Source organism: Streptococcus sp. Marseille-Q3604, from assembly GCF_916619785.1.
Lineage (GTDB): Bacteria > Bacillota > Bacilli > Lactobacillales > Streptococcaceae > Streptococcus.
In genome coordinates this window covers 501,781-526,113 of the sequence record NZ_CAKAKM010000002.1, presented here as the reverse complement: position 1 = coordinate 526,113, position 24,333 = coordinate 501,781, and the positions used below count along the sequence as shown (strand labels likewise).

At 42.0% G+C, this 24,333-nt stretch carries 22 protein-coding genes; 21 read left to right on the top strand and 1 reads right to left on the bottom strand.

The genetic code is table 11. The features are described 5' to 3' along the window. The first annotated feature begins 69 nt into the window (after window positions 1-69). The 12 genes from LG375_RS06915 to purH all read left to right on the top strand — a co-directional run bounded on the left by LG375_RS06915 (window position 70) and on the right by purH (window position 16,014). Complete coding sequence (locus tag LG375_RS06915; protein ID WP_225745544.1) at window positions 70-1,581, top strand: CHAP domain-containing protein; 1,512 nt, start codon at window positions 70-72, stop codon at window positions 1,579-1,581. Window positions 1,582-1,792: 211 nt separating this feature from the next. Next, complete coding sequence (locus tag LG375_RS06910) at window positions 1,793-2,758, top strand: ribose-phosphate diphosphokinase (RefSeq protein ID WP_225745543.1); 966 nt, start codon at window positions 1,793-1,795, stop codon at window positions 2,756-2,758. A gap of 91 nt (window positions 2,759-2,849) precedes the next feature. Continuing rightward, entirely contained in the window at window positions 2,850-4,025 is a 1,176-nt protein-coding gene (locus LG375_RS06905; RefSeq protein ID WP_073685338.1) for a pyridoxal phosphate-dependent aminotransferase, read from the top strand. After that, window positions 4,012-4,785, top strand: coding sequence for a DNA repair protein RecO (recO, locus tag LG375_RS06900; protein ID WP_225745542.1), 774 nt, complete (start codon window positions 4,012-4,014; stop codon window positions 4,783-4,785). Before LG375_RS06905 ends, recO begins: the two co-directional genes overlap by 14 nt. A 211-nt stretch (window positions 4,786-4,996) precedes the next feature. Continuing rightward, window positions 4,997-6,001: a phosphate acyltransferase PlsX gene (gene plsX / locus LG375_RS06895; protein ID WP_013989885.1), complete on the top strand. Its 1,005-nt coding sequence runs from the start codon at window positions 4,997-4,999 to the stop codon at window positions 5,999-6,001. Then, window positions 6,001-6,246, top strand: a complete 246-nt coding sequence (locus tag LG375_RS06890; RefSeq protein WP_002889565.1) for a phosphopantetheine-binding protein — start codon at window positions 6,001-6,003, stop codon at window positions 6,244-6,246. The genes plsX and LG375_RS06890 overlap by 1 nt, the downstream gene beginning before the upstream one ends. 262 nt (window positions 6,247-6,508) lie before the next feature. Beyond that, window positions 6,509-7,216: a phosphoribosylaminoimidazolesuccinocarboxamide synthase gene (gene purC / locus LG375_RS06885; RefSeq protein ID WP_155198566.1), complete on the top strand. Its 708-nt coding sequence runs from the start codon at window positions 6,509-6,511 to the stop codon at window positions 7,214-7,216. A 66-nt stretch (window positions 7,217-7,282) separates the two neighbouring features. Continuing rightward, a complete protein-coding gene (locus LG375_RS06880) occupies window positions 7,283-11,008 on the top strand; it encodes a phosphoribosylformylglycinamidine synthase (RefSeq protein ID WP_225745541.1) in 3,726 nt (1,241 codons plus the stop codon). A 154-nt stretch (window positions 11,009-11,162) separates the two neighbouring features. Continuing rightward, window positions 11,163-12,602: an amidophosphoribosyltransferase gene (gene purF, locus LG375_RS06875; RefSeq protein WP_013989889.1), complete on the top strand. Its 1,440-nt coding sequence runs from the start codon at window positions 11,163-11,165 to the stop codon at window positions 12,600-12,602. Between the two features lie 211 nt (window positions 12,603-12,813). Continuing rightward, window positions 12,814-13,836, top strand: coding sequence for a phosphoribosylformylglycinamidine cyclo-ligase (gene purM, locus LG375_RS06870; RefSeq protein ID WP_013989890.1), 1,023 nt, complete (start codon window positions 12,814-12,816; stop codon window positions 13,834-13,836). After that, window positions 13,836-14,390 (top strand): phosphoribosylglycinamide formyltransferase, encoded by a 555-nt coding sequence (purN, locus tag LG375_RS06865; protein WP_225745540.1) that lies wholly within the window; start codon window positions 13,836-13,838, stop codon window positions 14,388-14,390. Before purM ends, purN begins: the two co-directional genes overlap by 1 nt. Before the next feature lie 76 nt (window positions 14,391-14,466). Then, window positions 14,467-16,014: a bifunctional phosphoribosylaminoimidazolecarboxamide formyltransferase/IMP cyclohydrolase gene (gene purH, locus LG375_RS06860; RefSeq protein ID WP_048790887.1), complete on the top strand. Its 1,548-nt coding sequence runs from the start codon at window positions 14,467-14,469 to the stop codon at window positions 16,012-16,014. A 192-nt stretch (window positions 16,015-16,206) separates the two neighbouring features. On the opposite strand, the gene LG375_RS06855 is transcribed toward purH, so the two are convergent. Further along, window positions 16,207-17,046 (bottom strand): CHAP domain-containing protein, encoded by an 840-nt coding sequence (locus tag LG375_RS06855; RefSeq protein WP_155213439.1) that lies wholly within the window; start codon window positions 17,044-17,046, stop codon window positions 16,207-16,209. A 306-nt stretch (window positions 17,047-17,352) separates the two neighbouring features. On the opposite strand from LG375_RS06855, the gene purD reads away from it, so the two are divergent. From purD to LG375_RS06810, 9 genes are all read left to right on the top strand, one after another. Next, window positions 17,353-18,615 carry a phosphoribosylamine--glycine ligase gene (gene purD / locus LG375_RS06850; RefSeq protein WP_155213438.1) on the top strand — a complete coding sequence of 421 codons (1,263 nt, stop codon included), beginning with the start codon at window positions 17,353-17,355 and terminating at the stop codon, window positions 18,613-18,615. A gap of 201 nt (window positions 18,616-18,816) precedes the next feature. Beyond that, window positions 18,817-19,308 carry a 5-(carboxyamino)imidazole ribonucleotide mutase gene (gene purE / locus LG375_RS06845; protein ID WP_006150912.1) on the top strand — a complete coding sequence of 164 codons (492 nt, stop codon included), beginning with the start codon at window positions 18,817-18,819 and terminating at the stop codon, window positions 19,306-19,308. Further along, window positions 19,295-20,386: a 5-(carboxyamino)imidazole ribonucleotide synthase gene (gene purK, locus LG375_RS06840; RefSeq protein WP_155213436.1), complete on the top strand. Its 1,092-nt coding sequence runs from the start codon at window positions 19,295-19,297 to the stop codon at window positions 20,384-20,386. The genes purE and purK overlap by 14 nt, the downstream gene beginning before the upstream one ends. Then, window positions 20,387-21,337 (top strand): ketopantoate reductase family protein, encoded by a 951-nt coding sequence (locus tag LG375_RS06835; RefSeq protein ID WP_173018432.1) that lies wholly within the window; start codon window positions 20,387-20,389, stop codon window positions 21,335-21,337. Window positions 21,338-21,345: 8 nt separating this feature from the next. Further along, window positions 21,346-21,573, top strand: coding sequence for a phosphoribosylaminoimidazole carboxylase (locus LG375_RS06830; protein ID WP_060972885.1), 228 nt, complete (start codon window positions 21,346-21,348; stop codon window positions 21,571-21,573). A 160-nt stretch (window positions 21,574-21,733) separates the two neighbouring features. Then, the gene (gene purB, locus LG375_RS06825; protein ID WP_070475791.1) at window positions 21,734-23,032 is read left to right on the top strand and encodes an adenylosuccinate lyase; all 1,299 of its coding nucleotides are present in this window, start codon (window positions 21,734-21,736) and stop codon (window positions 23,030-23,032) included. A 186-nt stretch (window positions 23,033-23,218) separates the two neighbouring features. Then, on the top strand, window positions 23,219-23,413 hold the full coding sequence (locus tag LG375_RS06820) for a class IIb bacteriocin, lactobin A/cerein 7B family (RefSeq protein ID WP_004181980.1): 195 nt from the start codon (window positions 23,219-23,221) through the stop codon (window positions 23,411-23,413). Window positions 23,414-23,439: 26 nt separating this feature from the next. Beyond that, on the top strand, window positions 23,440-23,640 hold the full coding sequence (locus tag LG375_RS06815) for a hypothetical protein (RefSeq protein WP_013989905.1): 201 nt from the start codon (window positions 23,440-23,442) through the stop codon (window positions 23,638-23,640). Next, window positions 23,633-23,788, top strand: a complete 156-nt coding sequence (locus LG375_RS06810) for a class IIb bacteriocin, lactobin A/cerein 7B family (protein WP_013989906.1) — start codon at window positions 23,633-23,635, stop codon at window positions 23,786-23,788. Before LG375_RS06815 ends, LG375_RS06810 begins: the two co-directional genes overlap by 8 nt. Window positions 23,789-24,333: the final 545 nt, after the last annotated feature.

Genomic DNA, 24,333 nt, shown 5'->3' with positions numbered 1-24,333 from the left:
GTAACAAAGTTTGCGCCATTTTTTGATACAATAAGAAGGTCTTATCGAAAAGGAGTAGTATTTTATATTATGAAAAAACGTATTCTTTCAGCAGTGTTGGTAAGTGGTGTAACCTTATCAGCAGCTGCATCAGTACATGCAGAGGATTATGATTCGCAAATCGCTGCTGCAGATAACGCAATTAGTAACCTTGCTTCTCAACAAGAGACTGCACAAGCGCAAGTTGCTACAATCCAATCTCAAGTATCTACACTTAGAACACAAAAATCAGATTTGGAAACTAAAAATGCTGAACTTGAAAAAGTATCAGCAGATTTGGAATCTGAAATTCAAGAATTATCAAGTAAAATTGTAGCTCGTCAAGATTCTTTGGCGAAACAAGCTCGTAGTGCTCAACAAAATAACACTGCGACTAGCTACATCAACTCTATCTTGAACTCTAAGTCAATCTCTGAAGCTATTACTCGTATCACAGCTATTTCAAAAGTTGTTACGGCTAATAATGACATGTTGACAAAACAAGAGTCTGATCAAAAAGAGCTTGCTGCTAAGCAAGAACAAAACCAAGCTGCTATTAATGAAATTGCAACTAATAAAGCTGAGCTTGAAACAACAGAAGCTGGTTTGACAACTCAACAAGCTGAACTAGAAGCAGCACAAGTTACTTTGGCTGCAGAATTGGCTACAGCACAAGATGAAAAAACTTCACTTGTTTCTGCTAAATCAACTGCAGAAGCTGTGGCAGCTTCAACTGCAGCATCAGTTGCTCAGTCTCAAGCAATTGCAGAATCAGAGGCAGCAGCACAAGCAGTAGCATCTTCAGAAGCGGCAGCATTTGTAGCTCAATCAGAGGCGGCAGCAACTTCAGAAGCTGTAGCTCAACCTTCTGAAGCTACTGTTTCAGAAACAGCGACAGCCTCAGAAGTAGCACAAGAACCGGTTTCATCAGAAACTTCAGAAACTACTCAAGCACCAACTGTTGCAACTTCAGAAGCAACACAAGAGCCTGCTGCTCCAGCAACATCTGAAGCACAGCCAGAATCAGCTGCGTCAGAGGCACAACAAGAGCCTGCTGCCCCAGTAACATCTGAAGCACAACCAGAATCAGCTGCTCCAGCAGCTTCAGAAGCTCCTGCTAGCGAAGCACCTGCAGCAACATCTGAAGCACCAGCAAGTCAAGCACCTGCAGCTTCAGAAGCACCAGCTCCTGCTGCTGAAACTCCTAAAGTATCAGCTGCATCAACTCCTAATACATATCCTGTTGGTCAATGTACTTGGGGTGCTAAATCATTAGCTTCATGGGTTGGTAATTACTGGGGTAATGCTAAAAACTGGATTGCTAGCGCACAAGCAGCTGGTCACTCAGTTGGTACAACTCCTGTAGCCGGTGCAATTGCGGTTTGGCCAAATGATGGTGGTGGTTATGGTCACGTAGCTTACGTCACATCAGCATCAGGTGCAAATTCAATTCAAGTTATGGAATCAAACTATGCTGGTAACATGTCAATCGGTAACTACCGTGGTACATTTGATCCAACATCATCAGCTCATGGTGGTTCTGTATACTATATTTACCCATAATGAATACAAAAAGGCGATTCGAATTTTCTCGAGTCGTTTTTATTTTATGGCAAAATGTCTTTACTTTCTGGGACAGCTTTTAGACGGGAAAATGTCGAGGTTAAGGTTAAATCTTTTTAGTCTTGTTAAGTTACTGTGACACCATTTATTTTGCATTGAAAATCAATCTAAAAAAAGGTAGAATGGTTTAGTAGATATTTTGGAGGAAATCATGTCTTATACGAATTTGAAGTTGTTTGCTTTATCGTCTAACCAGGAATTAGCAGCAAAAGTTGCTGATATAATGGGTATTGAACTCGGAAAATCAAGTGTTCGTGAATTTTCAGATGGTGAGATTCAAGTTAATATTGAAGAATCTATCCGTGGTCATCACGTTTTTATTCTTCAATCTACAAGCTCCCCTGTAAATGATAACTTGATGGAAATCTTGATTATGGTTGATGCACTAAAACGTGCAAGTGCAGAAACAATCAGTGTTGTTATGCCTTATTATGGTTATGCACGTCAAGACCGTAAGGCACGTTCACGTGAACCAATCACATCTAAGTTGGTTGCTAATATGCTTGAGGTTGCAGGTGTTGATCGACTTTTGACAGTTGACCTCCATGCTTCTCAAATTCAAGGATTCTTTGATATTCCTGTAGACCATTTGATGGGTGCACCACTTATCGCAGATTACTTTGATCGTGCTGGTCTTACTGGAGATGATGTTGTTGTTGTTTCTCCAGACCATGGTGGTGTGACTCGTGCACGAAAACTTGCTCAATGTTTGAAAACACCAATTGCAATCATTGATAAGCGTCGTAGTGTTGATAAAATGAACACTTCTGAGGTTATGAATATTATTGGTAACGTTGAAGGTAAAACATGTATCTTGATTGATGATATGATTGATACTGCGGGTACAATCTGTCATGCGGCGGATGCGCTTGCTGAAGCTGGTGCAACTCATGTTTATGCCTCATGTACTCACCCTGTATTGTCAGGTCCAGCACTTGATAATATTCAAAAATCTGCTATTGAGAAGCTTGTCGTATTGGACACGATTTATCTTCCAGAAGAACGTTTGATTGATAAAATTGAACAAATTTCAATTGCTGATTTGATTTCAGAGGCAATTATTCGTATTCATGAAAAACGTCCATTGTCACCTTTGTTTGAAATGGGCCATAAATAGACTAAAGCTAGCCTAGGCTAGCTTTTTTGGTGTTTAAATGCGTTTGAGTTTTTGATATAATGTAAGGCATAATTGCAAAGAGGTGACCGTGATGGATTTAACACAACGTTTTAATAAAAATTTAGATAAGATTGAAGTTTCAATGATTCGTCAGTTTGACCAATCAATTTCAGATGTACCAGGGATCAAAAAGTTGACACTTGGTGAACCTGATTTTACAACTCCAGATCATGTAAAAGAGGCTGCTAAAGCTGCTATCGATGCTAACCAGTCGCACTATACAGGTATGGCAGGGCTTCCTGCTTTGCGTCAAGCAGCTGCGGAGTTTGTTAAGGAAAAATACAATCTTACTTATAACCCAGAAAATGAAATATTGGTGACTATTGGAGCTACAGAAGCTCTTTCTGCAACTTTGACAGCGATTTTGGAGCCAGGTGATACGATTCTTTTACCTGCACCAGCCTATCCAGGATATGAGCCGATTGCAAATCTAGTTGGTGCTGAAATTGTCGAAATTGATACAACAGCTAATGATTTTGTTTTGACTCCGGAGATGTTAGAAAAGGCAATTTTGGAGCAGGGAGATAAGCTCAAAGCCGTTTTGCTTAACTACCCAACCAACCCAACCGGTGTGACCTACTCACGTCAACAGATTAAAGATCTGGCTGAAGTTCTGAAAAAATACGATATTTTTGTTGTTAGTGATGAAGTTTACTCTGAACTAACTTATGTGGATCACCATGTATCTATTGCTGAGTATTTGCCGGAACAAACGATTTTGATTAATGGTTTGTCTAAATCTCATGCGATGACAGGGTGGCGTATTGGTTTGATTTTCGCACCTGCAGTCTTGACGGCTCAGTTGATTAAGAGTCACCAATATTTGGTAACAGCTGCAGCAACAATGGCGCAATTTGCAGCTATTGAAGCCTTATCTGCTGGTAAGGATGATGCCCAACCAATGAAAGTTGAGTACTTGAAGCGTCGCGATTATATTCTTGAAAAAATGACTGAACTTGGTTTCAGAATTATTAAACCTGATGGTGCTTTCTACATCTTTGCTAAGATTCCAGAAGGGTATACTCAAGACTCCTTTAAGTTCTGCCAAGACTTTGCTCGTGAAAAAGCCATTGCGATTATCCCAGGGGTCGCTTTTGGGAAGTATGGCGAAGGCTTTGTTCGCTTGTCGTATGCGGCTAGCATGGATACTATTGAAACAGCTATGACTCGTTTGAAAGAGTTTATGGAAGAACATGCAGAAGCTTGAGAGTAGAGGGCTTGTCCTATTCAATCGTAATTATCGTGAGAATGATAAACTAGTTAAAATTTTTACCGAGCAAGCTGGTAAACGGATGTTTTTTGTTAGAGGTGGTGGGACAGGTAAATTAAGTGCTGTCATTCAACCTTTGACCATCGCTGAATTCATGATGACTGTAAATGATGAAGGTCTATCTTTCATAGAAGATTATAGCCAGGCACAATCCTTCAAGGAAATTACAAGCGATATTTTCAAGCTGTCTTATGCGACTTATTTGGCTGCATTGACAGATGCTACTATTGCTGATGGTGTGACAGATGCGCAATTATTTGTATTCTTGGAGAAGACGCTTGAATTAATGGAAGAAGGCTTGGATTATGAAATATTGACTAATATCTTTGAGATTCAGGTTTTAGACCGTTTCGGCGTACGCTTGAATTTTCACGAGTGTGTCTTTTGTCATCGTGTAGGACTTCCTTTTGATTTCTCGTTTAAGTTCTCGGGGCTACTTTGTCCAAATCACTATGCAGAGGATGAAAGGCGTAGTCACTTGGACCCTAATGTTCCTTATCTTTTAGATCGTTTTCAGGGGCTTTCCTTTGAAGAATTGAGAAGCATATCTGTTAAGGATGACATGAAACGAAAGCTACGATATTTTATCGGTGACCTCTATGATAATTATGTTGGAATACATCTTAAAAGTAAGAAATTTATTGATAATCTAAATTCTTGGGGCCATATTATGAATAAAGAAGATAGTGCTGACTAGACATTATCTTCTTTTTGTTTCACGTGAAACAGGAAAGTAATGGTTTTCAGTCTCAGGGGTTAAAATGCAGGTCAGTTCGTGCTATAATAATAAGATAATAAGCTGAAAGACTCTGCTAGAAACAGTGAACTAGTCTATTTTAGTTACCTAATATTTTATTGAAAGAAATCTGAGTTTGTTTTTTATGGCAGAGGACGAGAGGGAGAATGCTATGCATGTAATTGCAGTAGATGCTATGGGTGGCGATAATGCGCCACAAGCAATTGTAGAGGGAGTCAACCAAGCTATAGCAGATTTCAAAGATATTGAAATCCAGCTTTATGGTGATGAAGCTAAAATCAAGACTTATTTGACAGCGAATGAACGTGTGAGCATTGTGCATACTGATGAAAAGATAAATTCGGATGATGAGCCAGCTAAAGCTATTCGCAAGAAGAAAAAAGCTTCAATGGTCTTAGGTGCACAAGCTGTTAAGGAGAAAAAAGCAGGTGCCGTGATTTCTGCGGGAAATACAGGTGCCCTTCTTGCCGCAGGTCTCTTCGTGGTCGGACGTATTAAGGGAGTTGAGCGTCCAGGTCTTATGTCAACAATGCCAAGTTTTACTGGTCAACCCTTTGATATGCTTGATTTAGGTGCAAATGCGGAAAATACAGCTAGTCATTTGCATCAATATGCTATTTTAGGCTCTTTCTATGCTAAAAATGTGCGTGGTATTGCCAACCCTCGTGTAGGTCTCCTTAATAATGGGACTGAGGAAACAAAGGGGGATAGTCTTCGTAAGGAGGCTTTTGAACTCCTATCTAAGGAGCCAAGTATTAACTTTGTTGGTAATGTTGAGGCGCGTGAAATTATGTCAGGAGCTGCTGATGTAGTAGTCGCTGATGGTTTCACAGGAAATGCAGTTCTTAAGGCAATTGAAGGAACGGGACTTGGTGCCATGAAGACTCTTAAGTCAGCTATCATGAATGGTGGTCTTAAAGCTAAGTTAGGTGCCTTCCTATTGAAGGATAGTCTAAAAGGTATGAAAGAGACTATGGATTACTCTAGCGCCGGAGGTGCGGTTCTCTTTGGTCTTAAAGCTCCCGTAGTAAAATGTCATGGATCTAGTGATGCTAAGGCAGTTTACTACACCATTAAGCAGGTTCGTACGATGCTTGATACTAAGGTTGTTGAGCAGCTAGTTGAAGCCTTTAGTCCGAAAGAGGAGGCTAACTGATGAGTAGAGTAGAAATTCTTCAGAAAATGCAGCTCGTGATTCAAGAGCAGATGGGTAAAGAGGACATTGTTTTAACTGAAGACACCAAATTAGATGACTTGGGTGTGGATTCAATAGAGCTTATGGAATTCATTATTAATTTGGAGGATGAGTTTGCTCTTGAGATTTCCGATGATACTATTGACCATATGGTTAAGGTAGCTGATTTGTTGGACTATTTGTCTGAGGAATTGAATAAAGAATAAGAAAGCTAGAGTTAGATAAGAGTATAATAGTTGTGTATTATATGATTGTTATTTTGTGGGAGTGAGGCAAGAAACTAAATGTTATATGGATTTAGTTCTGTCACACTCCTTTTTTCTATACATTTTTTATTAGGGAACTCTAAAAAAGAATCAAAAGACGAACGTTGTTTTTTTACTAAAGTAATAAAGTTTGCTATATATTGGTTTTTGGATTCTGGTGTGGTATAATTAGGAAGAATAAACTTGAAAGGCGAACAATACCATGTCAAACCAACTAATTTATACTGGTAAAGCTAAAGATATTTATAGTACAGAAGACGAAAATGTGATTAAGTCGGTCTATAAGGACCAAGCAACTATGCTTAATGGTGCTCGTAAGGAGACTATTAAGGGAAAGGGTGTGCTAAATAATCAGATTTCGTCTCTTATTTTTGAAAAATTGAATGCTGCGGGTGTAGCTACTCACTTTATCGAACGTATTTCTGACACAGAACAACTCAACAAGAAAGTGAAAATCATTCCTTTGGAGGTTGTTCTTCGTAACGTGACTGCGGGTTCTTTTTCTAAACGTTTTGGCGTGGAAGAAGGTTTGGACTTGAAAACTCCTATCGTTGAATTTTACTATAAGAACGATGATTTGGATGATCCATTCATCAATGATGAGCATGTGAAGTTCTTGGATATTGCCAATGATGAACAAATTGCTTATATCAAGGAAGAAACGCGTCATATCAATGAATTGCTGAAAGATTGGTTTGCACAAATTGGTCTTCGTTTGATTGACTTCAAATTGGAATTCGGTTTTGATAAGGATGGCAAAATTATCTTGGCAGATGAATTTTCACCAGATAACTGCCGCCTTTGGGATGCTGAGGGGCACCATATGGACAAGGATGTCTTCCGTCGTGATCTTGGTAGCTTGACAGATGTTTATGAAGTTGTATTGGAAAAATTACAAGGATTGAAGTAGCCTTTTACAAATAGAATACTTGGTCTTCACTACAATCTTTAAGTAGAAATAGATAAAGGAAATAAAATGGATAAACGTATTTTCGTTGAGAAAAAAGCTGATTTTCGTGTGAAATCTCACTCTTTAGTAAAAGAATTAAAGCATAATCTTCAGTTGAAAACTTTGAATGATCTTCGTATTGTTCAAGTTTACGATGTCTTTAATTTGGCAGAGGACTTGTTTGCGCGTGCGGAAAAACACATCTTCTCTGAGCAAGTGACCGATACTGTTTTGGATGAAGCTGCGGTTAAGGCTGATCTTGAGAAGTATGCTTTCTTTGCTATCGAAAGTTTGCCTGGTCAATTTGACCAACGTGCGGCATCTTCACAGGAAGCTTTGCTTTTGCTTGGTAGTTCAAATGATGTAACGGCGAACACAGCGCAACTTTACTTGGTTAACAAGGATATTGATGCGAATGAGTTGGAAGCTGTCAAAAACTACCTCTTGAACCCAGTGGATTCTCGTTTCAAAGACATCACTGTTGGCATTGCTAAACAGGATTTCTCTGAGTCTGACAAGACCATTCCAAGTTTGGATTTCTTTGAAACTTATACGGCAGAAGATTTTGCTAAGTATAAGGCAGAGCAAGGATTGGCAATGGAAGTGGATGACCTTCTATTCATTCAAGATTACTTCAAGTCTATTGGTCGTGTGCCAACTGAGACTGAGCTTAAGGTGTTGGATACTTACTGGTCTGACCACTGTCGTCACACAACTTTCGAGACTGAGTTGAAAAACATCGACTTCTCTGCTTCTAAATTTGAAAAACAATTGCAAGCGACTTATGACAAGTATATTGCCATGCGTGATGAGTTGGGACGTACTGAAAAACCTCAAACCTTGATGGATATGGCGACTATTTTTGGTCGTTATGAGCGTGCCAATGGTCGTTTGGACGACATGGAAGTGTCTGATGAAATCAATGCCTGCTCTGTTGAAATTGAAGTGGATGTCAATGGTGTGAAAGAACCATGGCTTCTCATGTTCAAAAACGAAACCCACAACCACCCAACGGAGATTGAACCATTTGGTGGTGCAGCTACTTGTATTGGTGGGGCCATTCGTGACCCATTGTCAGGTCGTTCATACGTTTACCAAGCCATGCGTATCTCAGGTGCTGGTGATATTACAACACCAATTGCTGAAACTCGTGCTGGTAAATTGCCACAACAAGTGATTTCTAAAACAGCGGCTCACGGTTATTCTTCATACGGTAACCAAATTGGTCTTGCAACAACCTATGTTCGTGAATACTTCCACCCAGGTTTCGTTGCTAAGCGTATGGAGCTAGGTGCCGTTGTCGGTGCGGCTCCTAAGGAAAATGTTGTCCGTGAAAAACCTGAAGCAGGTGATGTGATTATCTTGCTCGGTGGTAAGACTGGACGTGATGGTGTCGGTGGTGCGACAGGTTCTTCTAAAGTTCAAACGGTTGAATCTGTTGAAACAGCTGGTGCTGAGGTTCAAAAAGGGAATGCCATCGAAGAACGTAAGATTCAACGTCTTTTCCGTAATGGGGAAGTGACACGTCTGATCAAGAAATCAAATGACTTTGGTGCTGGTGGTGTCTGTGTGGCTATCGGTGAATTGGCAGATGGTCTTGAAATTGATCTAGACAAAGTACCATTGAAATACCAAGGTTTGAACGGTACAGAAATTGCCATTTCTGAATCTCAGGAACGTATGGCTGTAGTGGTTCGTCCAGATGATGTAGACGCTTTTGTTGCTGAATGTAATAAAGAAAATATTGATGCTGTTGTCGTTGCGACAGTGACTAAAAAACCAAATCTTGTCATGCACTGGAATGGCGAAACCATCGTTGATTTGGAACGTCGTTTCCTTGATACAAACGGTGTGCGTGTGGTTGTAGATGCTAAGGTGGTTGACAAGGATGTCAAGCTTCCAGAAGAACGCCAAACCTCTACCGAAACCCTTGAAGCTGATACTCTTGAAGTTTTGGCTGACCTTAACCATGCAAGTCAAAAAGGTTTACAAACCATCTTTGATAGCTCAGTTGGTCGTTCAACAGTCAATCACCCACTTGGTGGTCGCTACCAAATCACACCAACTGAAGCTTCTGTACAGAAATTGCCAGTCCAACATGGTGTGACAACAACTGCTTCTGTTATGGCGCAAGGGTTCAACCCTTATGTAGCAGAATGGTCTCCATATCATGGTGCTGCTTATGCGGTCATCGAAGCAACCGCTCGTTTGGTTGCTGCTGGTGCAAACTGGTCTATGGCTCGTTTCTCTTATCAAGAATACTTCGAGCGTATGGATAAACAAGCAGAGCGTTTTGGTCAACCAGTATCAGCTCTTCTTGGATCAATTGAAGCTCAGATTCAACTTGGTTTGCCATCTATTGGTGGTAAAGATTCTATGTCTGGTACCTTTGAAGAATTGACAGTACCACCAACCTTGGTTGCTTTTGGGGTAACAACTGCAGATAGCCGTAAGGTCCTTTCTCCAGAATTCAAAGCTGCTGGTGAAAACATCTATTACATCTCAGGTCAAGCTTTGGCACAAGAAATTGACTTCGATCTTATCAAGTCTAACTTTGCTAAGTTTGAAGCCATCCAAGCTGACCATAAAGTCACATCTGCATCAGCTGTCAAATATGGTGGTGTCGTTGAAGCGCTTGCTCTTGCAACATTTGGTAACCATATTGGTGCCACTGTAACCCTTGAAAATCTTGAGACTGCCTTGACAGCTCAATTGGGTGGATTCGTCTTCACATCTCCGGAAGATATTGCAGGGGTTGCCAAGATTGGACAAACAGTAGCTGACTTTACACTTACTGTCAATGATGTAACGCTTGATGGACACAAACTTGACAGTGCCTTCCAAGGTAAATTGGAAGAGGTTTACCCAACGGAATTTGCACAAGCAACTGAGTTGGAAGAAGTACCTGCTGTGGCATCAGATGCTGTTATCAAAGCTAAAGAAACAGTTGATACACCAGTGGTTTACATCCCAGTGTTCCCAGGTACTAACTCTGAGTACGATTCAGCTAAGGCCTTTGAAAAAGAAGGTGCAAAAGTCAACTTAGTACCATTTGTAACACTTAACGAAGAAGCTATTGTCAAGTCTGTTGACACCATGGTTGACAATATCGAAAAAGCTAACATTATCTTCTTTGCAGGTGGCTTCTCAGCAGCCGATGAACCAGATGGATCAGCTAAATTTATCGTTAATATCTTGCTCAATGAAAAAGTACGTGCAGCCATCGATAGCTTCATCGAACGTGGAGGTTTGATTATCGGTATCTGTAACGGATTCCAAGCTCTTGTCAAATCAGGTCTTCTTCCATATGGTAACTTTGAAGATGCAAGCAGTACTAGTCCAACCCTATTCTACAATGATGCCAACCAACACGTGGCTAAGATGGTTGAAACACGTATTGCCAACACTAACTCACCATGGCTTGCTGGAGTAGAAGTTGGTGACATCCATGCCATCCCAGTATCACATGGTGAAGGTAAATTTGTCGTGACAGCTGAGGAATTTGCAGAGCTTCGTGACAATGGTCAAATCTTTACCCAATATGTTGACTTCGAAGGTAAACCAAGCATGGATTCAAAATACAATCCTAACGGATCTGTGAATGCTATCGAAGGTATCACAAGCAAGAATGGTCAAATTATTGGTAAGATGGGTCACTCAGAACGTTTCGAAGACGGTCTCTTCCAAAATATTCCAGGAAATAAAGACCAACACCTCTTTGCGTCAGCGGTTAAATACTTTACTGGAAAATAATAGAGTGCCAAGTGTACTCAGTAATGATATTTTTCGATATGCAGTGGTTCTAAAGAGCTTGAAAGCTTGAGTTCCAATTAGTGAAATGAGAGGCTAGAAACAGTTTTTCGTTCGCCTTGCATAAGGAAAATATCAAAAATAAAAGGTATAAAAAATGACATACGAAGTTAAATCTCTTAATGAAGAATGTGGTGTTTTTGGTATCTGGGGTCACCCAGATGCTGCCAAATTAACTTATTTCGGACTTCACAGTCTCCAACACCGTGGTCAAGAAGGAGCAGGAATTCTCTCAAATGATGCGGGTCAATTGAAGCGTCATCGTGATATGGGGCTTCTCTCAGAAGTTTTCCGTGATCCAGCCAACTTGGACAAGCTAACTGGAACGGCTGCTATCGGTCATGTTCGTTATGCGACTGCTGGTGAAGCTTCGGTGGATAACATCCAGCCCTTCCTCTTTCGCTTTCATGACAATCAGTTTGGGCTTGCCCACAACGGGAACTTGACTAATGCAGAATCACTTAGACGTGAGTTGGAAAAAAATGGTGCAATCTTTAACTCGACTTCTGACTCAGAAATTTTGGCCCATTTGATTCGTCGTAGCCATAACCCATCCTTCATGGGTAAGGTGAAAGAAGCCTTGAATACTGTTAAAGGTGGATTTGCTTACCTCCTCATGCTTGAGGACAAGCTCATTGCAGCCTTGGATCCAAATGGTTTCCGTCCCCTTTCTATTGGTAAGATGGCCAATGGAGCTATTGTGGTTTCATCTGAAACCTGTGCCTTTGAAGTGGTTGGAGCAGAGTGGATTCGCGATGTGAATCCAGGTGAGGTTGTTATCATCGATGATAATGGCATTACTTACGATAACTATACAACGGACACCCAATTGGCTGTTTGCTCAATGGAGTATATTTACTTTGCCCGTCCTGATTCAAATATTCAAGGGGTCAATGTCCATACAGCTCGTAAACGTATGGGTGCTCAATTGGCACGTGAATTCAAACATGAAGCAGATATTGTAGTTGGTGTGCCTAATTCATCACTTAGCGCAGCCATGGGATTTGCAGAAGAATCAGGCTTGCCAAATGAAATGGGCTTGATTAAAAACCAATACACTCAACGTACCTTTATCCAACCAACACAAGAATTACGTGAGCAAGGAGTTCGTATGAAGCTCTCTGCCGTATCAGGTGTTGTTAAAGGCAAACGTGTGGTTATGATTGACGATTCTATTGTACGTGGGACGACCTCACGTCGTATCGTTAATTTGTTAAAAGAAGCAGGAGCAACAGAGGTTCACGTAGCAATCGGTAGTCCAGCCCTTGCCTATCCATGTTTCTACGGTATCGATATTCAAACACGTAAGGAATTGATTGCGGCCAATCATACAGTTGAGGAAACACGCGAAATCATTGGAGCGGATAGCTTGACTTACTTGTCTATTGATGGATTGATTGATTCTATTGGAATTGACACAGATGCACCAAACGGTGGCCTTTGTGTGGCTTACTTTGATGGTAAATATCCAACACCATTGTATGACTACGAAGAACGCTATTTGGAAAGTTTGAAAGAACACACTTCTTTCTATTAAGAGCAGTGCAGAAGAAAAAAGAGGAAAAAATTATGTCTAAAAATGCTTACGCTCCACGTCTCACTACTGACTAAAAGCTAAAGCATTTGTCAGTAGACACTTTGCCCTATGGGGTCAAAGCTAGAGACCTGACTAGTATTTTTAGATAAAAAGATGGTTCATCTAAAAATACGTCGCACTCTTTCTCGAAAAAAGAAAAGGAATAAATAAAATGACAAATAAAAATGCTTACGCTCAATCGGGTGTGGATGTTGAAGCAGGTTATGAAGTTGTTGAACGTATCAAAAAACACGTTGCTCGTACAGAGCGTGCAGGTGTCATGGGAGCTCTCGGTGGCTTCGGTGGTATGTTCGACCTTTCAAAAACAGGTGTCAAAGAGCCCGTTTTGATTTCAGGTACAGATGGTGTCGGTACTAAACTCATGCTTGCTATTAAGTACGACAAACACGATACTATCGGTCAAGACTGTGTCGCTATGTGTGTTAACGATATCATCGCCGCAGGTGCTGAGCCCCTTTACTTCCTTGACTACGTAGCAACTGGTAAAAATGAACCAGCTAAATTGGAGCAGGTCGTTGCTGGTGTTGCTGAAGGTTGTGTGCAAGCAGGTGCAGCCCTTATTGGTGGTGAAACTGCTGAAATGCCTGGTATGTATGGTGAAGACGACTATGATTTGGCAGGTTTCGCGGTAGGTATCGCAGAAAAATCTCAAATCATCGACGGCTCAAAAGTAGCTGAAGGTGATGTGCTTCTTGGACTTGCTTCAAGTGGTATCCACTCCAACGGTTACTCACTCGTGCGTCGTGTCTTTGCTGATTACACAGGTGAAGAAGTTCTTCCAGAACTTGAAGGCAAAAAACTTAAAGACGTTCTTCTTGAACCAACTCGTATCTACGTCAAAGCAGCTTTGCCACTCATAAAAGAAGAATTGGTTAACGGTATTGCCCACATCACAGGTGGTGGTTTCATCGAAAATGTACCACGTATGTTCTCAGATGACTTGGCTGCTGAAATTGACGAAAGTAAAGTCCCAGTTCTTCCAATTTTTAAAGCCCTTGAAAAATATGGTGAAATCAAACATGAAGAAATGTTTGAAATCTTCAACATGGGTATTGGTCTCATGCTTGCGGTTAAACCAGAAAATGTTGAACGTGTCAAAGAACTTCTTGACGAACCTGTTTATGAAATTGGTCGTATTGTGAAGAAAGATGGCGCAAGTGTGGTGATAAAATAATGGCTAAAAGGATTGCTGTTTTTGCCTCTGGCAACGGCTCAAACTTCCAAGTGATTGCGGAACAATTTCCAGTAGAATTTGTTTTTTCAGATCACCGTGATGCCTATGTCTTAGAACGTGCCAAGACCCTTGGTGTGGCTAGCCATGCTTTTGAACTCAAGGAATTTGACAATAAAGCAGCTTATGAAGAAGCTATCGTCAAACTCTTGAATGAACACCAGATAGATTTGGTTTGCTTGGCCGGTTATATGAAAATCGTCGGTCCAACCTTTCTGGCAGCTTATGAGGGCCGTATCATCAATATTCACCCGGCTTATCTTCCTGAATTCCCAGGTGCTCATGGTATTGAGGATGCTTGGAATGCAGGTGTTGACCAGTCTGGTGTGACTATTCACTGGGTGGATTCTGGCGTTGATACCGGTAAGGTCATCAAACAAGTCCGTGTGCCACGCCTTGAAGGTGATACCCTTGATACTTTCGAAACTCGCATCCACGAAACAGAGTACAAGCTCTATCCAGAAGTGTTGGATAGTTTGGGAGTTGCACGAAAATAAGAAAGCCCTAGAGCTGAAAGATAATTTTCGACTGTAGCAGATAAAGAACTTTTTTAAAAAAAGGAAAAGAAAGAAAATGACTAAACGAGCACTTATTTCAGTCTCAGACAAAGCGGGCATTGTTGAATTTGCCCAAGAACTCAAAAAACTCGGTTGGGACATCATCTCAACAGGTGGTACTAAAGTTGTCCTTGACAATGCTGGGGTAGACACTATCGCCATCGACGATGTGACTGGTTTCCCAGAAATGATGGACGGTCGTGTGAAGACTCTCCACCCAAATATCCACGGTGGTCTCCTCGCTCGTCGTGACCTCGATAGCCACCTTCAAGCGGCCAAGGACAATAATATCGAACTTATCGACCTTGTTGTGGTAAACCTTTACCCATTCAAGGAAACTATCCTCAAACCAGACGTGACTTACGCTGATGCGGTTGAAAACATCGATATCGGTGGGCCATCAATGCTTCGTTCAGCAGCTAAAAACCACGCTAGCGTAACAGTTGTGGTAGACCCTGCTGACTATGCTGTTGTTCTTGACGAATTGTCAGCGAACGGCGAAACAAGCTACGAAACTCGCCAACGTTTGGCAGCGAAAGTATACCGTCACACAGCTTCATACGACGCTTTGATTGCGGAATACTTCACAGCTCAAGTGGGTGAAACAAAACCTGAAAAACTCACTTTGACCTATGACCTCAAGCAACCAATGCGTTATGGTGAAAACCCTCAACAAGACGCAGACTTCTACCAAAAAGGTTTGCCAACGGCTTACTCAATTGCTTCAGCTAAACAGCTTAACGGTAAAGAATTGTCATTCAACAATATCCGTGACGCTGATGCCGCTATCCGTATCATCCGTGATTTCAAAGACCGTCCAACAGTTGTGGCTCTCAAACACATGAACCCATGTGGTATCGGTCAAGCTGACGACATCGAAACAGCTTGGGACTACGCTTATGAAGCTGACCCAGTATCAATCTTCGGTGGTATTGTAGTCCTCAACCGAGAAGTTGACGCTGCGACAGCTAAGAAAATGCACGGTGTCTTCCTTGAAATCATCATTGCACCAAGCTACACAGATGAAGCGCTTGAAATCTTGACAACTAAGAAGAAAAACTTGCGTATCCTTGAGTTGCCATTTGACGCTCAAGACGATAGTGAAGTGGAAGCAGAATACACTGGTGTTGTAGGTGGTCTCCTCGTTCAAAACCAAGACGTTGTTAAAGAAAGTCCAGCTGACTGGCAAGTGGTTACTAAACGCCAACCAACTGAGACAGAAGCGACAGCTCTTGAGTTTGCTTGGAAAGCAATCAAGTACGTCAAATCAAATGGCATCATCGTGACTAACGACCACATGACACTTGGTGTTGGCCCAGGTCAAACTAACCGTGTGGCTTCAGTCCGTATCGCCATTGACCAAGCTAAAGACCGTCTTGATGGTGCTGTTCTTGCTTCAGATGCCTTCTTCCCATTTGCAGATAACGTGGAAGAAATCGCTAAAGCAGGTATTAAAGCAATCATCCAACCGGGTGGATCAGTCCGTGACCAAGAGTCAATCGAAGCTGCTGATAAACATGGTTTGACAATGATCTTTACAGGCGTTCGTCACTTCCGTCACTAAGAATTTACAAAGCATCCAAGAATTTGGATGTTTTTTAGATTCCTTAAGTTTCCTTTAAGCTCTCCAAGTTATACTAATACTATCCTAAAAAACTTTTCTTTTTCATAAATCTCCTAAGAGCTCAGCACTGGCTGGGCTTTTTTATTTCGGTGCATGAAAAAAAACAACCGTTCTCACGATTGTTCAATAGATTTAAACCTTTTCAAGAACAGACTGGGTTACCCAAGTCTTGCGATTTCCGATTTGGACGAGGACACCATCGCTTGGTGGGTCAATTGCAAGAACTTTGAAGTTACCTGGAATAGTAAAGGTCTCACCAGGATTGAGGTACTGGTCTGATGTTGGATTGCCTTGTCCATCAACTTCAAGAACGGGCCCAGGGTCAACGATATTGTGTTTGGTTGGTGTGCCCCCTGCTAGGTCTTGGCTGGTGATGGTATTTCCTGACACAGACGTGACACGGAAGGTTCCTGTGAAGCGGACCGTATCGCCAACTTTGATAGAAGGGGTAGTAGGATTTCCATTTTGAGCTCCTGAATCGATGTCTTTAAAATGAATATAGCCAGACACTTGACTCTTATGGAAGCTACGTTTGTGGTATTTCTCAGGCCCTTGTCCCGCATCGTAGTTGTACTCTTCAATGGTCACCTGATCACCATGAACTTCCGCAACCCAAGCGACATGCCCCATATGACCAGCTCCATTGACACCAGCTGAAAACCAAGCGATACTTCCAACAGCAGGATTCATGTCAACACGGTGACCATTGGCACGTGCGATACTGCCCCAAGTGATGGCATTTCCATAACCTACAGGCAGAGTGAAACCGTTGGTGTTACTGAGGCGATAGGCCGCAAAGGATGTGCACTGACGCCAGTACATGGTCCATGGATCGACACCGAAGCCACCGTATTTCCAAGAGGAAGGATAGTCATCTCCGAGGACAGCCGCCTGAGCAGAGCTGCCACACGAAACCGATACAGTCGCTAGACAAGCTAGCGGTAAGAGACAATTTAGTAATTTTTTCTTCATTTTAACCTCCACCTACCTATTCGCAGTTTTTCAGGAAAATGAAGATATTTTTGCGTTTAAGCCTCCCTTAAGCTGTTTAGACTATACTATCATCAATCCTAAATAACTTTTTTCATTTTCATAATCTCCCAAGAGGCGGTCCAAGTGGCTGCCTTTTTTATGTCCAAATTTGGATACACACCCATATCTCCGAACAAATATGTTATAATGGTTATGTATAATTCGTGAAAATTGCTAATTTTTCCGAATGATTGTCGTTAACGGGCATTTGCCCCTAGTCTTATTTGATATTGAGGTATCTTTCAAATGAAACTTTTGGTTGTTGGTTCTGGTGGTCGTGAACATGCGATTGCCAAGAAATTATTGGAGTCTAAAGACGTTGAGCAAGTTTTCGTAGCTCCTGGGAATGACGGGATGACATTGGACGGTCTTGATTTGATCAATATCGGAATTTCCGAACATTCTAAGCTGATTGACTTCGCAAGGGCGAACGATATTGCTTGGACCTTTATCGGTCCAGATGATGCCCTTGCGGCTGGTATCGTGGATGATTTCAATGCGGCAGGACTCAAAGCCTTTGGTCCGACCAAGGCTGCGGCTGAGCTGGAGTGGTCTAAGGATTTCGCTAAGGAAATCATGGTCAAATACGACGTTCCGACAGCAGCCTATGGCACATTTTCAGATTTCGAGGAAGCAAAGGCCTACATCAAGGAAAAAGGCGCTCCAATCGTCGTCAAGGCAGACGGTTTGGCCCTTGGGAAAGGTGTCGTCGTTGCTGAAACGGTTGAGCAAGCCGTCGAAGCTGCTCACGAGATGCTTTTGGACAATAAATTCGGTGATTCAGGTGCGCGAGTGGTCATCGAGGAATTTCTTGACGGGGAAGAGTTTTCTCTCTTTGCCTTTGTCAATGGAGATAAATTCTACATTATGCCAACGGCTCAGGACCACAAACGTGCTTATGATGGGGACAAGGGCCCTAACACTGGTGGGATGGGTGCCTATGCGCCGGTTCCTCACTTGCCACAGAGCGTGGTTGACACAGCGGTTGACACTATTGTCAAGCCAGTCCTTGAAGGTATGATTAAAGAAGGTCGTCCTTACACTGGTGTCCTTTACGCTGGTCTTATCTTGACAGCTGACGGCCCTAAAGTCATCGAGTTCAACTCACGTTTTGGCGATCCTGAAACGCAAATCATCTTGCCTCGTTTGACTTCTGATTTTACGCAAAATATCACTGACATTTTGGATGGTAAAGAGCCAGCTATCACTTGGACGGACAAGGGTGTGACACTTGGTGTGGTTGTAGCCTCAAACGGCTACCCATTGGATTATGAAAAAGGTGTTAAGTTGCCGGCCAAGACAGAGGGTGACATCATCACTTACTATGCTGGAGCTAAATTTGCTGAAAATGGCCAAGACCTCCTCTCAAACGGAGGACGTGTTTACATGTTGGTCACAACAGCAGACACCGTCAAAGACGGCCAAAACATCATCTACAACGAATTCAACAAACAAAACACAGAAGGCCTCTTCTACCGAAACGATATCGGTAGCAAAGCAAACAAATAATCAGCGACCGTAGGTCGTAAAAGGCGAGCGAAAGCGAGCCAAACTAAGATAATGGTCGCCGTGGTGAAAAGACCAGAACAGTCTCTGTTCTGGTCGGGGGAAACATTGAGACATTAGGCTCAATGTTTAGGAATGAAACCGAAGGTTTGCTTCCGTCCCCACCACCTAAGACCGTTATCAAAAGAAGAAAAAGGAAAAATTATGACTAAACCAGTAATTTCCATTATCATGGGCTCAAAATCCGACTGGGCAACCATGCAAAAAGCTGCTGAAGTCCTCGACAACTTCGGTGTCGCTTACGAAAAGAAAGTTGTTTCCGCACACCGGACACCAGACCTCATGTTCAAACATGCCGAAGAAGCACGTAGCCGTGGCATCAAGGTCATCATCGCTGGTGCTGGTGGCGCTGCTCACTTGCCAGGTATGGTTGCTGCTAAAACAACCCTTCCAGTCATCGGTGTACCAGTCAAATCACGAGCTCTTAGCGGTGTAGATTCGCTCTATTCTATCGTTCAGATGCCTGGTGGGGTTCCTGTCGCAACCATGGCTATCGGTGAAGCTGGTGCGACTAACGCTGCCCTCTTTGCCCTCCGTCTCCTATCAGTAGAAGATAAGGCCATTGCAGATGCGCTTGCTAACTTTGCTGAAGAACAAGGAAAAATCGCAGAGGAGTCTACAAATGAGCTCAACTAAAACCATTGGTATCATCGGTGGTGGCCAGCTCGGTCAGATGATGGCTATTTCAGCTATCTACATGGGCCACAAGGTTATCACCCTTGATCCTGCAGCAGATTGTCCATCTTCTCGTGTGTCTGAGGTTATCGTGGCACCCTACGATGACGTAGACGCCCTTCGCCAGTTGGCAGACCGCTGTGATGTTCTCACTTATGAGTTTGAAAATGTCGACGCTGACGGCCTTGACGCTGTTATCAAAGACGGTCAGCTCCCACAAGGAACAGACCTGCTTCGCATTTCGCAAAACCGTATCTTTGAGAAGGACTTCCTCTCAAACAAGGCTAAAGTAACCGTTGCTCCTTACAAGGTTGTGACATCTAGCCTTGATTTGGAAGATATTGACCTTTCTAAAAAATACGTCCTCAAGACAGCGACAGGTGGTTACGATGGCCACGGTCAAAAAGTCATCACGTCAGCCGACGATTTGGAAGAGGCAAATGCACTTGCTAACTCAGCCGAGTGTGTCTTGGAAGAGTTCGTCAACTTCGACCTTGAGATTTCGGTCATCGTGTCTGGTAACGGCAAGGATGTGACGGTTTTCCCAGTTCAGGAAAATATCCATCGCAACAACATCCTCTCTAAAACAATCGTGCCTGCTCGCATTTCAGACAGTCTAGCTGAAAAAGCCAAAGCCATGGCAGTACGAATCGCTGAACAGCTGAACTTGTCTGGTACCCTCTGTGTGGAAATGTTTGCGACAGCTGATGACATCATCGTCAACGAAATCGCACCACGCCCACACAATTCAGGACACTACTCAATTGAAGCCTGTGATTTTTCACAATTTGACACGCATATCTTAGGTGTTCTCGGTGCACCGCTTCCAGCCATCCACCTTCATTCACCTGCTATCATGCTCAACGTCCTCGGCCAACACGTCGAAGCAGCTGAGCGTTATGTCACAGAAAATCCAAGCGCCCACCTTCACATGTATGGTAAACTAGAAGCGAAGCACAACCGCAAAATGGGTCATGTGACTTTGTTTAGTGATGAACCGGATAATGTGGTTGAGTTCGGGAAAGGAATTGATTTTTAGGTGAGAATAGCAATCCTAGGACTCGGAGTTATCGGGACCACTTACGCCTACGCTTTTCAAAAGGCAGGTCATCAAGTAGAACACGTACTTAGAGACAGTAAGCGGAACAATGCTCCAAAATCTCTCTCGGTTGATTTGCTAGATGGTCGCTATCATTCCAAGAGTGAAAACAAGCATGATACCTATGAGGTTCATGTGGCGGAAGCTGATTCGAAATATGATTTTATTTTTCTTAGTGTGCGTCATGGTTTTGTCAAAGAAGCTGTGGAAACCTTGCGAAAAAATAATATCAAAGGCACCCTCGTTTTCTTTTGCAATTTCTGGAATACTCGAAAAGAGGTCCAGGAGTGGGCAGAAGATTATGACTATATTCTGGCCTTTCCGACAGCGGGTGGTCACATGCAGGAGGACCATTTGGATGGTGTCTTGTTCGACCATTTAATGCTAGAAGGTGAGCAAAAAGCACACATTTCTAACTATGCTGATCTGACAGATTTATTGACTTCTGCAGATTTGAAGTGGGAAGTTCCTCATGATATGGTCGAGTGGATTTGGATTCACATGGCGATTAATGCGGGTGTTACTTCGACAGCTGCTCGTTCAGGAAATTTGGAAAATCCAGAAGAATTGGCTTTGAACTTAATGAATAGTTCTTCGGAATTATCATTGGCCATCAAGGCCATTCGAGAGGCTTTGAAAGTCGTAGAAGCACGTGGTGTAAATTTGAAGCTTTATAAAGCTGAACTCTTACCTTACAAAATTCCCTCATGGATTGCAGGAAAAGCCATGAAAATCATGTTTGCGAAAAGTGAGCTAACTCGAAAAATTATGACCTTACACAATGATAAACAGGATATTTTCTACTGTTGTCAAAGTGTCTATCAGACCGGTCAGGAGTTAGGTGTGGACATGCCCATTCTAGAAGCAAACATGAAGGGAATTTCGATTTAGGAGGTTTTATGATTCAACTCATCGTCAACGCATTTGTTGAAAAAGATAAGACTGGAGCAGTCGTCGAAGTCTTGTATGCTAGTAGCAATCACGAAAAAGTGAGAGCTAAGTATGAAGAGTTGATTGCTCAATATCCTGAAAACTATTTAGCTATTTATGATTTGCCGATGGATACTGATTTGAATACACTGGATCACTATCCATCAGTGTGGATTGGGAAAGAAGAATTTGAATAAGGTAATTTTTAGTTGATAAACCGATGTTTCACGCCGTGGGGAAAGCGTAAGCGACGGAAATTTTGAGACTTCAGGCTCAAGATTTAGTCATGAGATTCCGAAGGAAGCTGCTGACGTCCGCCCTACTTAAGTGAAACATCAAAAGAAAGGAAAAGAAAACATGATTGATAGATATAGCCGCCCTGAAATGGCGAACATTTGGACTGAAGAAAATAAATACCGTGCTTGGCTTGAGGTGGAAATCTTGGCTGACGAAGCATGGGCTGAGTTGGGAGAAATTCCTAAGGAAGATGTGGCTTTGATTCGTGAAAAAGCAGACTTTGACATCGACCGTATTCTTGAAATCGAGCAGCAAACACGTCACGATGTGGTTGCCTTCACACGTGCGGTTTCTGAAACGCTTGGTGAAGAACGTAAGTGGGTTCACTATGGGTTGACTTCTACTGACGTGGTAGATACTGCCTACGGTTATCTCTACAAACAAGCCAACGATATCATCCGCAAGGACCTTGAAAACTTCCTTAACATCATCGCTGACAAAGCGAAAGAACACAAGTTCACCATCATGATGGGTCGTACCCACGGTGTGCATGCTGAGCCTACAACTTTTGGTCTTAAATTGGCGACTTGGTACAGCGAAATGAAGCGTAACATCGAGCGTTTCGAGCATGCGGCTGCTGGTGTAGAAGCTGGTAAGATTTCTGGTGCGGTTGGGAACTTTGCCAACATCCCACCATTCGTTGAAAAATACGTCTGCGACAAGCTTGGTATCCGTGCTCAAGAAATCTCTACACAGGTCCTTCCTCGTGACCTTCACGCTGAGTACTTTGCGGTTCTTGCTAGCATCGCAACTTCGATCGAGCGTATGGCAACGGAAATCCGTGGTCTTCAAAAATCTGAACAACGTGAAGTGGAAGAGTTCTTTGCCAAAGGTCAAAAAGGTTCTTCAGCAATGCCTCACAAACGTAACCCTATCGGTTCTGAAAACATGACAGGTCTTGCACGTGTTATCCGTGGTCACATGGTAACAGCCTATGAAAATGTTGCTCTTTGGCATGAACGTGATATCTCTCACTCATCAGCTGAGCGTATCATCACACCAGATACAACCATCTTGATTGACTACATGCTTAACCGTTTTGGAAATATCGTCAAGAACTTGACGGTCTTCCCAGAAAACATGATCCGCAACATGAACTCTACATTTGGTTTGATCTTCAGCCAACGTGCCATGCTTACTTTGATTGAAAAAGGCATGACGCGTGAGCAAGCTTACGACCTTGTTCAACCAAAGACTGCCCAATCATGGGATAACCAAGTAGACTTCAAACCACTTCTTGAAGCAGATCCAGAGGTAACTTCACGTCTCACTCAAGAAGAAATCGACGAGATCTTCAACCCTGTTTACTACACTAAACGTGTGGATGAAATCTTCGAACGCATCGGTTTGGGTGACTAATTGAAGCAATACAGTAAAAAAGCAGGGCAGACCTGCTTTTTTTGATGGTGACATTTATGTCACTATTTTTTGTTTGATTGACAAATTATAATAATAACATAGCTCGAGAGAATACCAACGAGCTAGCGAGTGGAAAGAATAATGACACTCGTTATTATAATTCTAAAAATAGAAAAGGAGAATTGGATGGTATTGAATTTAGAAAATGTAAACTGTGTTACTCTTCAAGATGAAGAATTGATGATGGTTAACGGAGGTCTTGCACCGATTGTAATTGGTGGAGTTGTCGTAGGTTGGAAGGTCATTGGTGGCGTTGCAGGTGTTATAGCAGCAAGTGGTGCTGCAGGGATTGCAGCAGGTTATTATGCTAATCGTCCTTAACATTCAAGAATCATTGGAGGCAGACAATGTTTAAAGAGCTTGTAAAATATCTACCAGAGTTAATTATTCTTTTAATAAGCCTGCTCTATAATATTGCACGAATGATGAGCGATTTGGGTTATATTAAAGTTCCATCATGGATGTTATCCATCGATGTTCCAAATATAGCGTTGCTCTTAATCTTGATTATATTAATTTTGAAAATGCTAGGAGAAAAAGATGTCTAAAAAATATGAGTTGAGTAAAAAAGAATTACAGGAAATTCAAGGAGGTGTTGCACCAATTATGGTTGCTATTGGTTTAGGAAGTCTAGCAGTAGCATCATTTAGTTCAGGATATAAATTTGGAACAGATTTAGCTAGACGTGGACGATAGGTGACAGAATCACTCTGTGAAAGTGGTATTATAATTTCACATTGTATTGTTTACCAATTTAATTTAGAATTTCTATTCTTAAGCTACTTTTAAGTTTATTAGTTTATATTATAACCATCCTAATAAAACAACTAGCTTTGGTGAGCTAGTAGTAAACAAAACTTTTTCATAACTAATCTCCCCGAAGAAAGTCTAGAAATCTAGGCTTTTTTCTTCTTTTTTGAGCTTTTATTAGGGGATTTTAAGAAAACACTTGAAAACCCTTCCAAAACAAGGTAATATAGTTATATAAAGATTCTATTGGACAAGCGGTCACCTTGGAGGATTAGGAAGAAGAGGTTGGGAAGCCTGTACAATTGTATCTTTTCAGCGGTCTTTGGACTGTTGTGAAAATCCCTTAGGGGATTTTTTTCTGCGATTTAAGGTTTCTTTAAGGAAGGCGGGTTATACTTTAAGTCTCCTAAATAACTTTTACTGAACGCTGTTCAGTAAATCTCGTTGGCTTACACTTTTTGTAGAACAACGAACTTTTCTTTTTCATAATC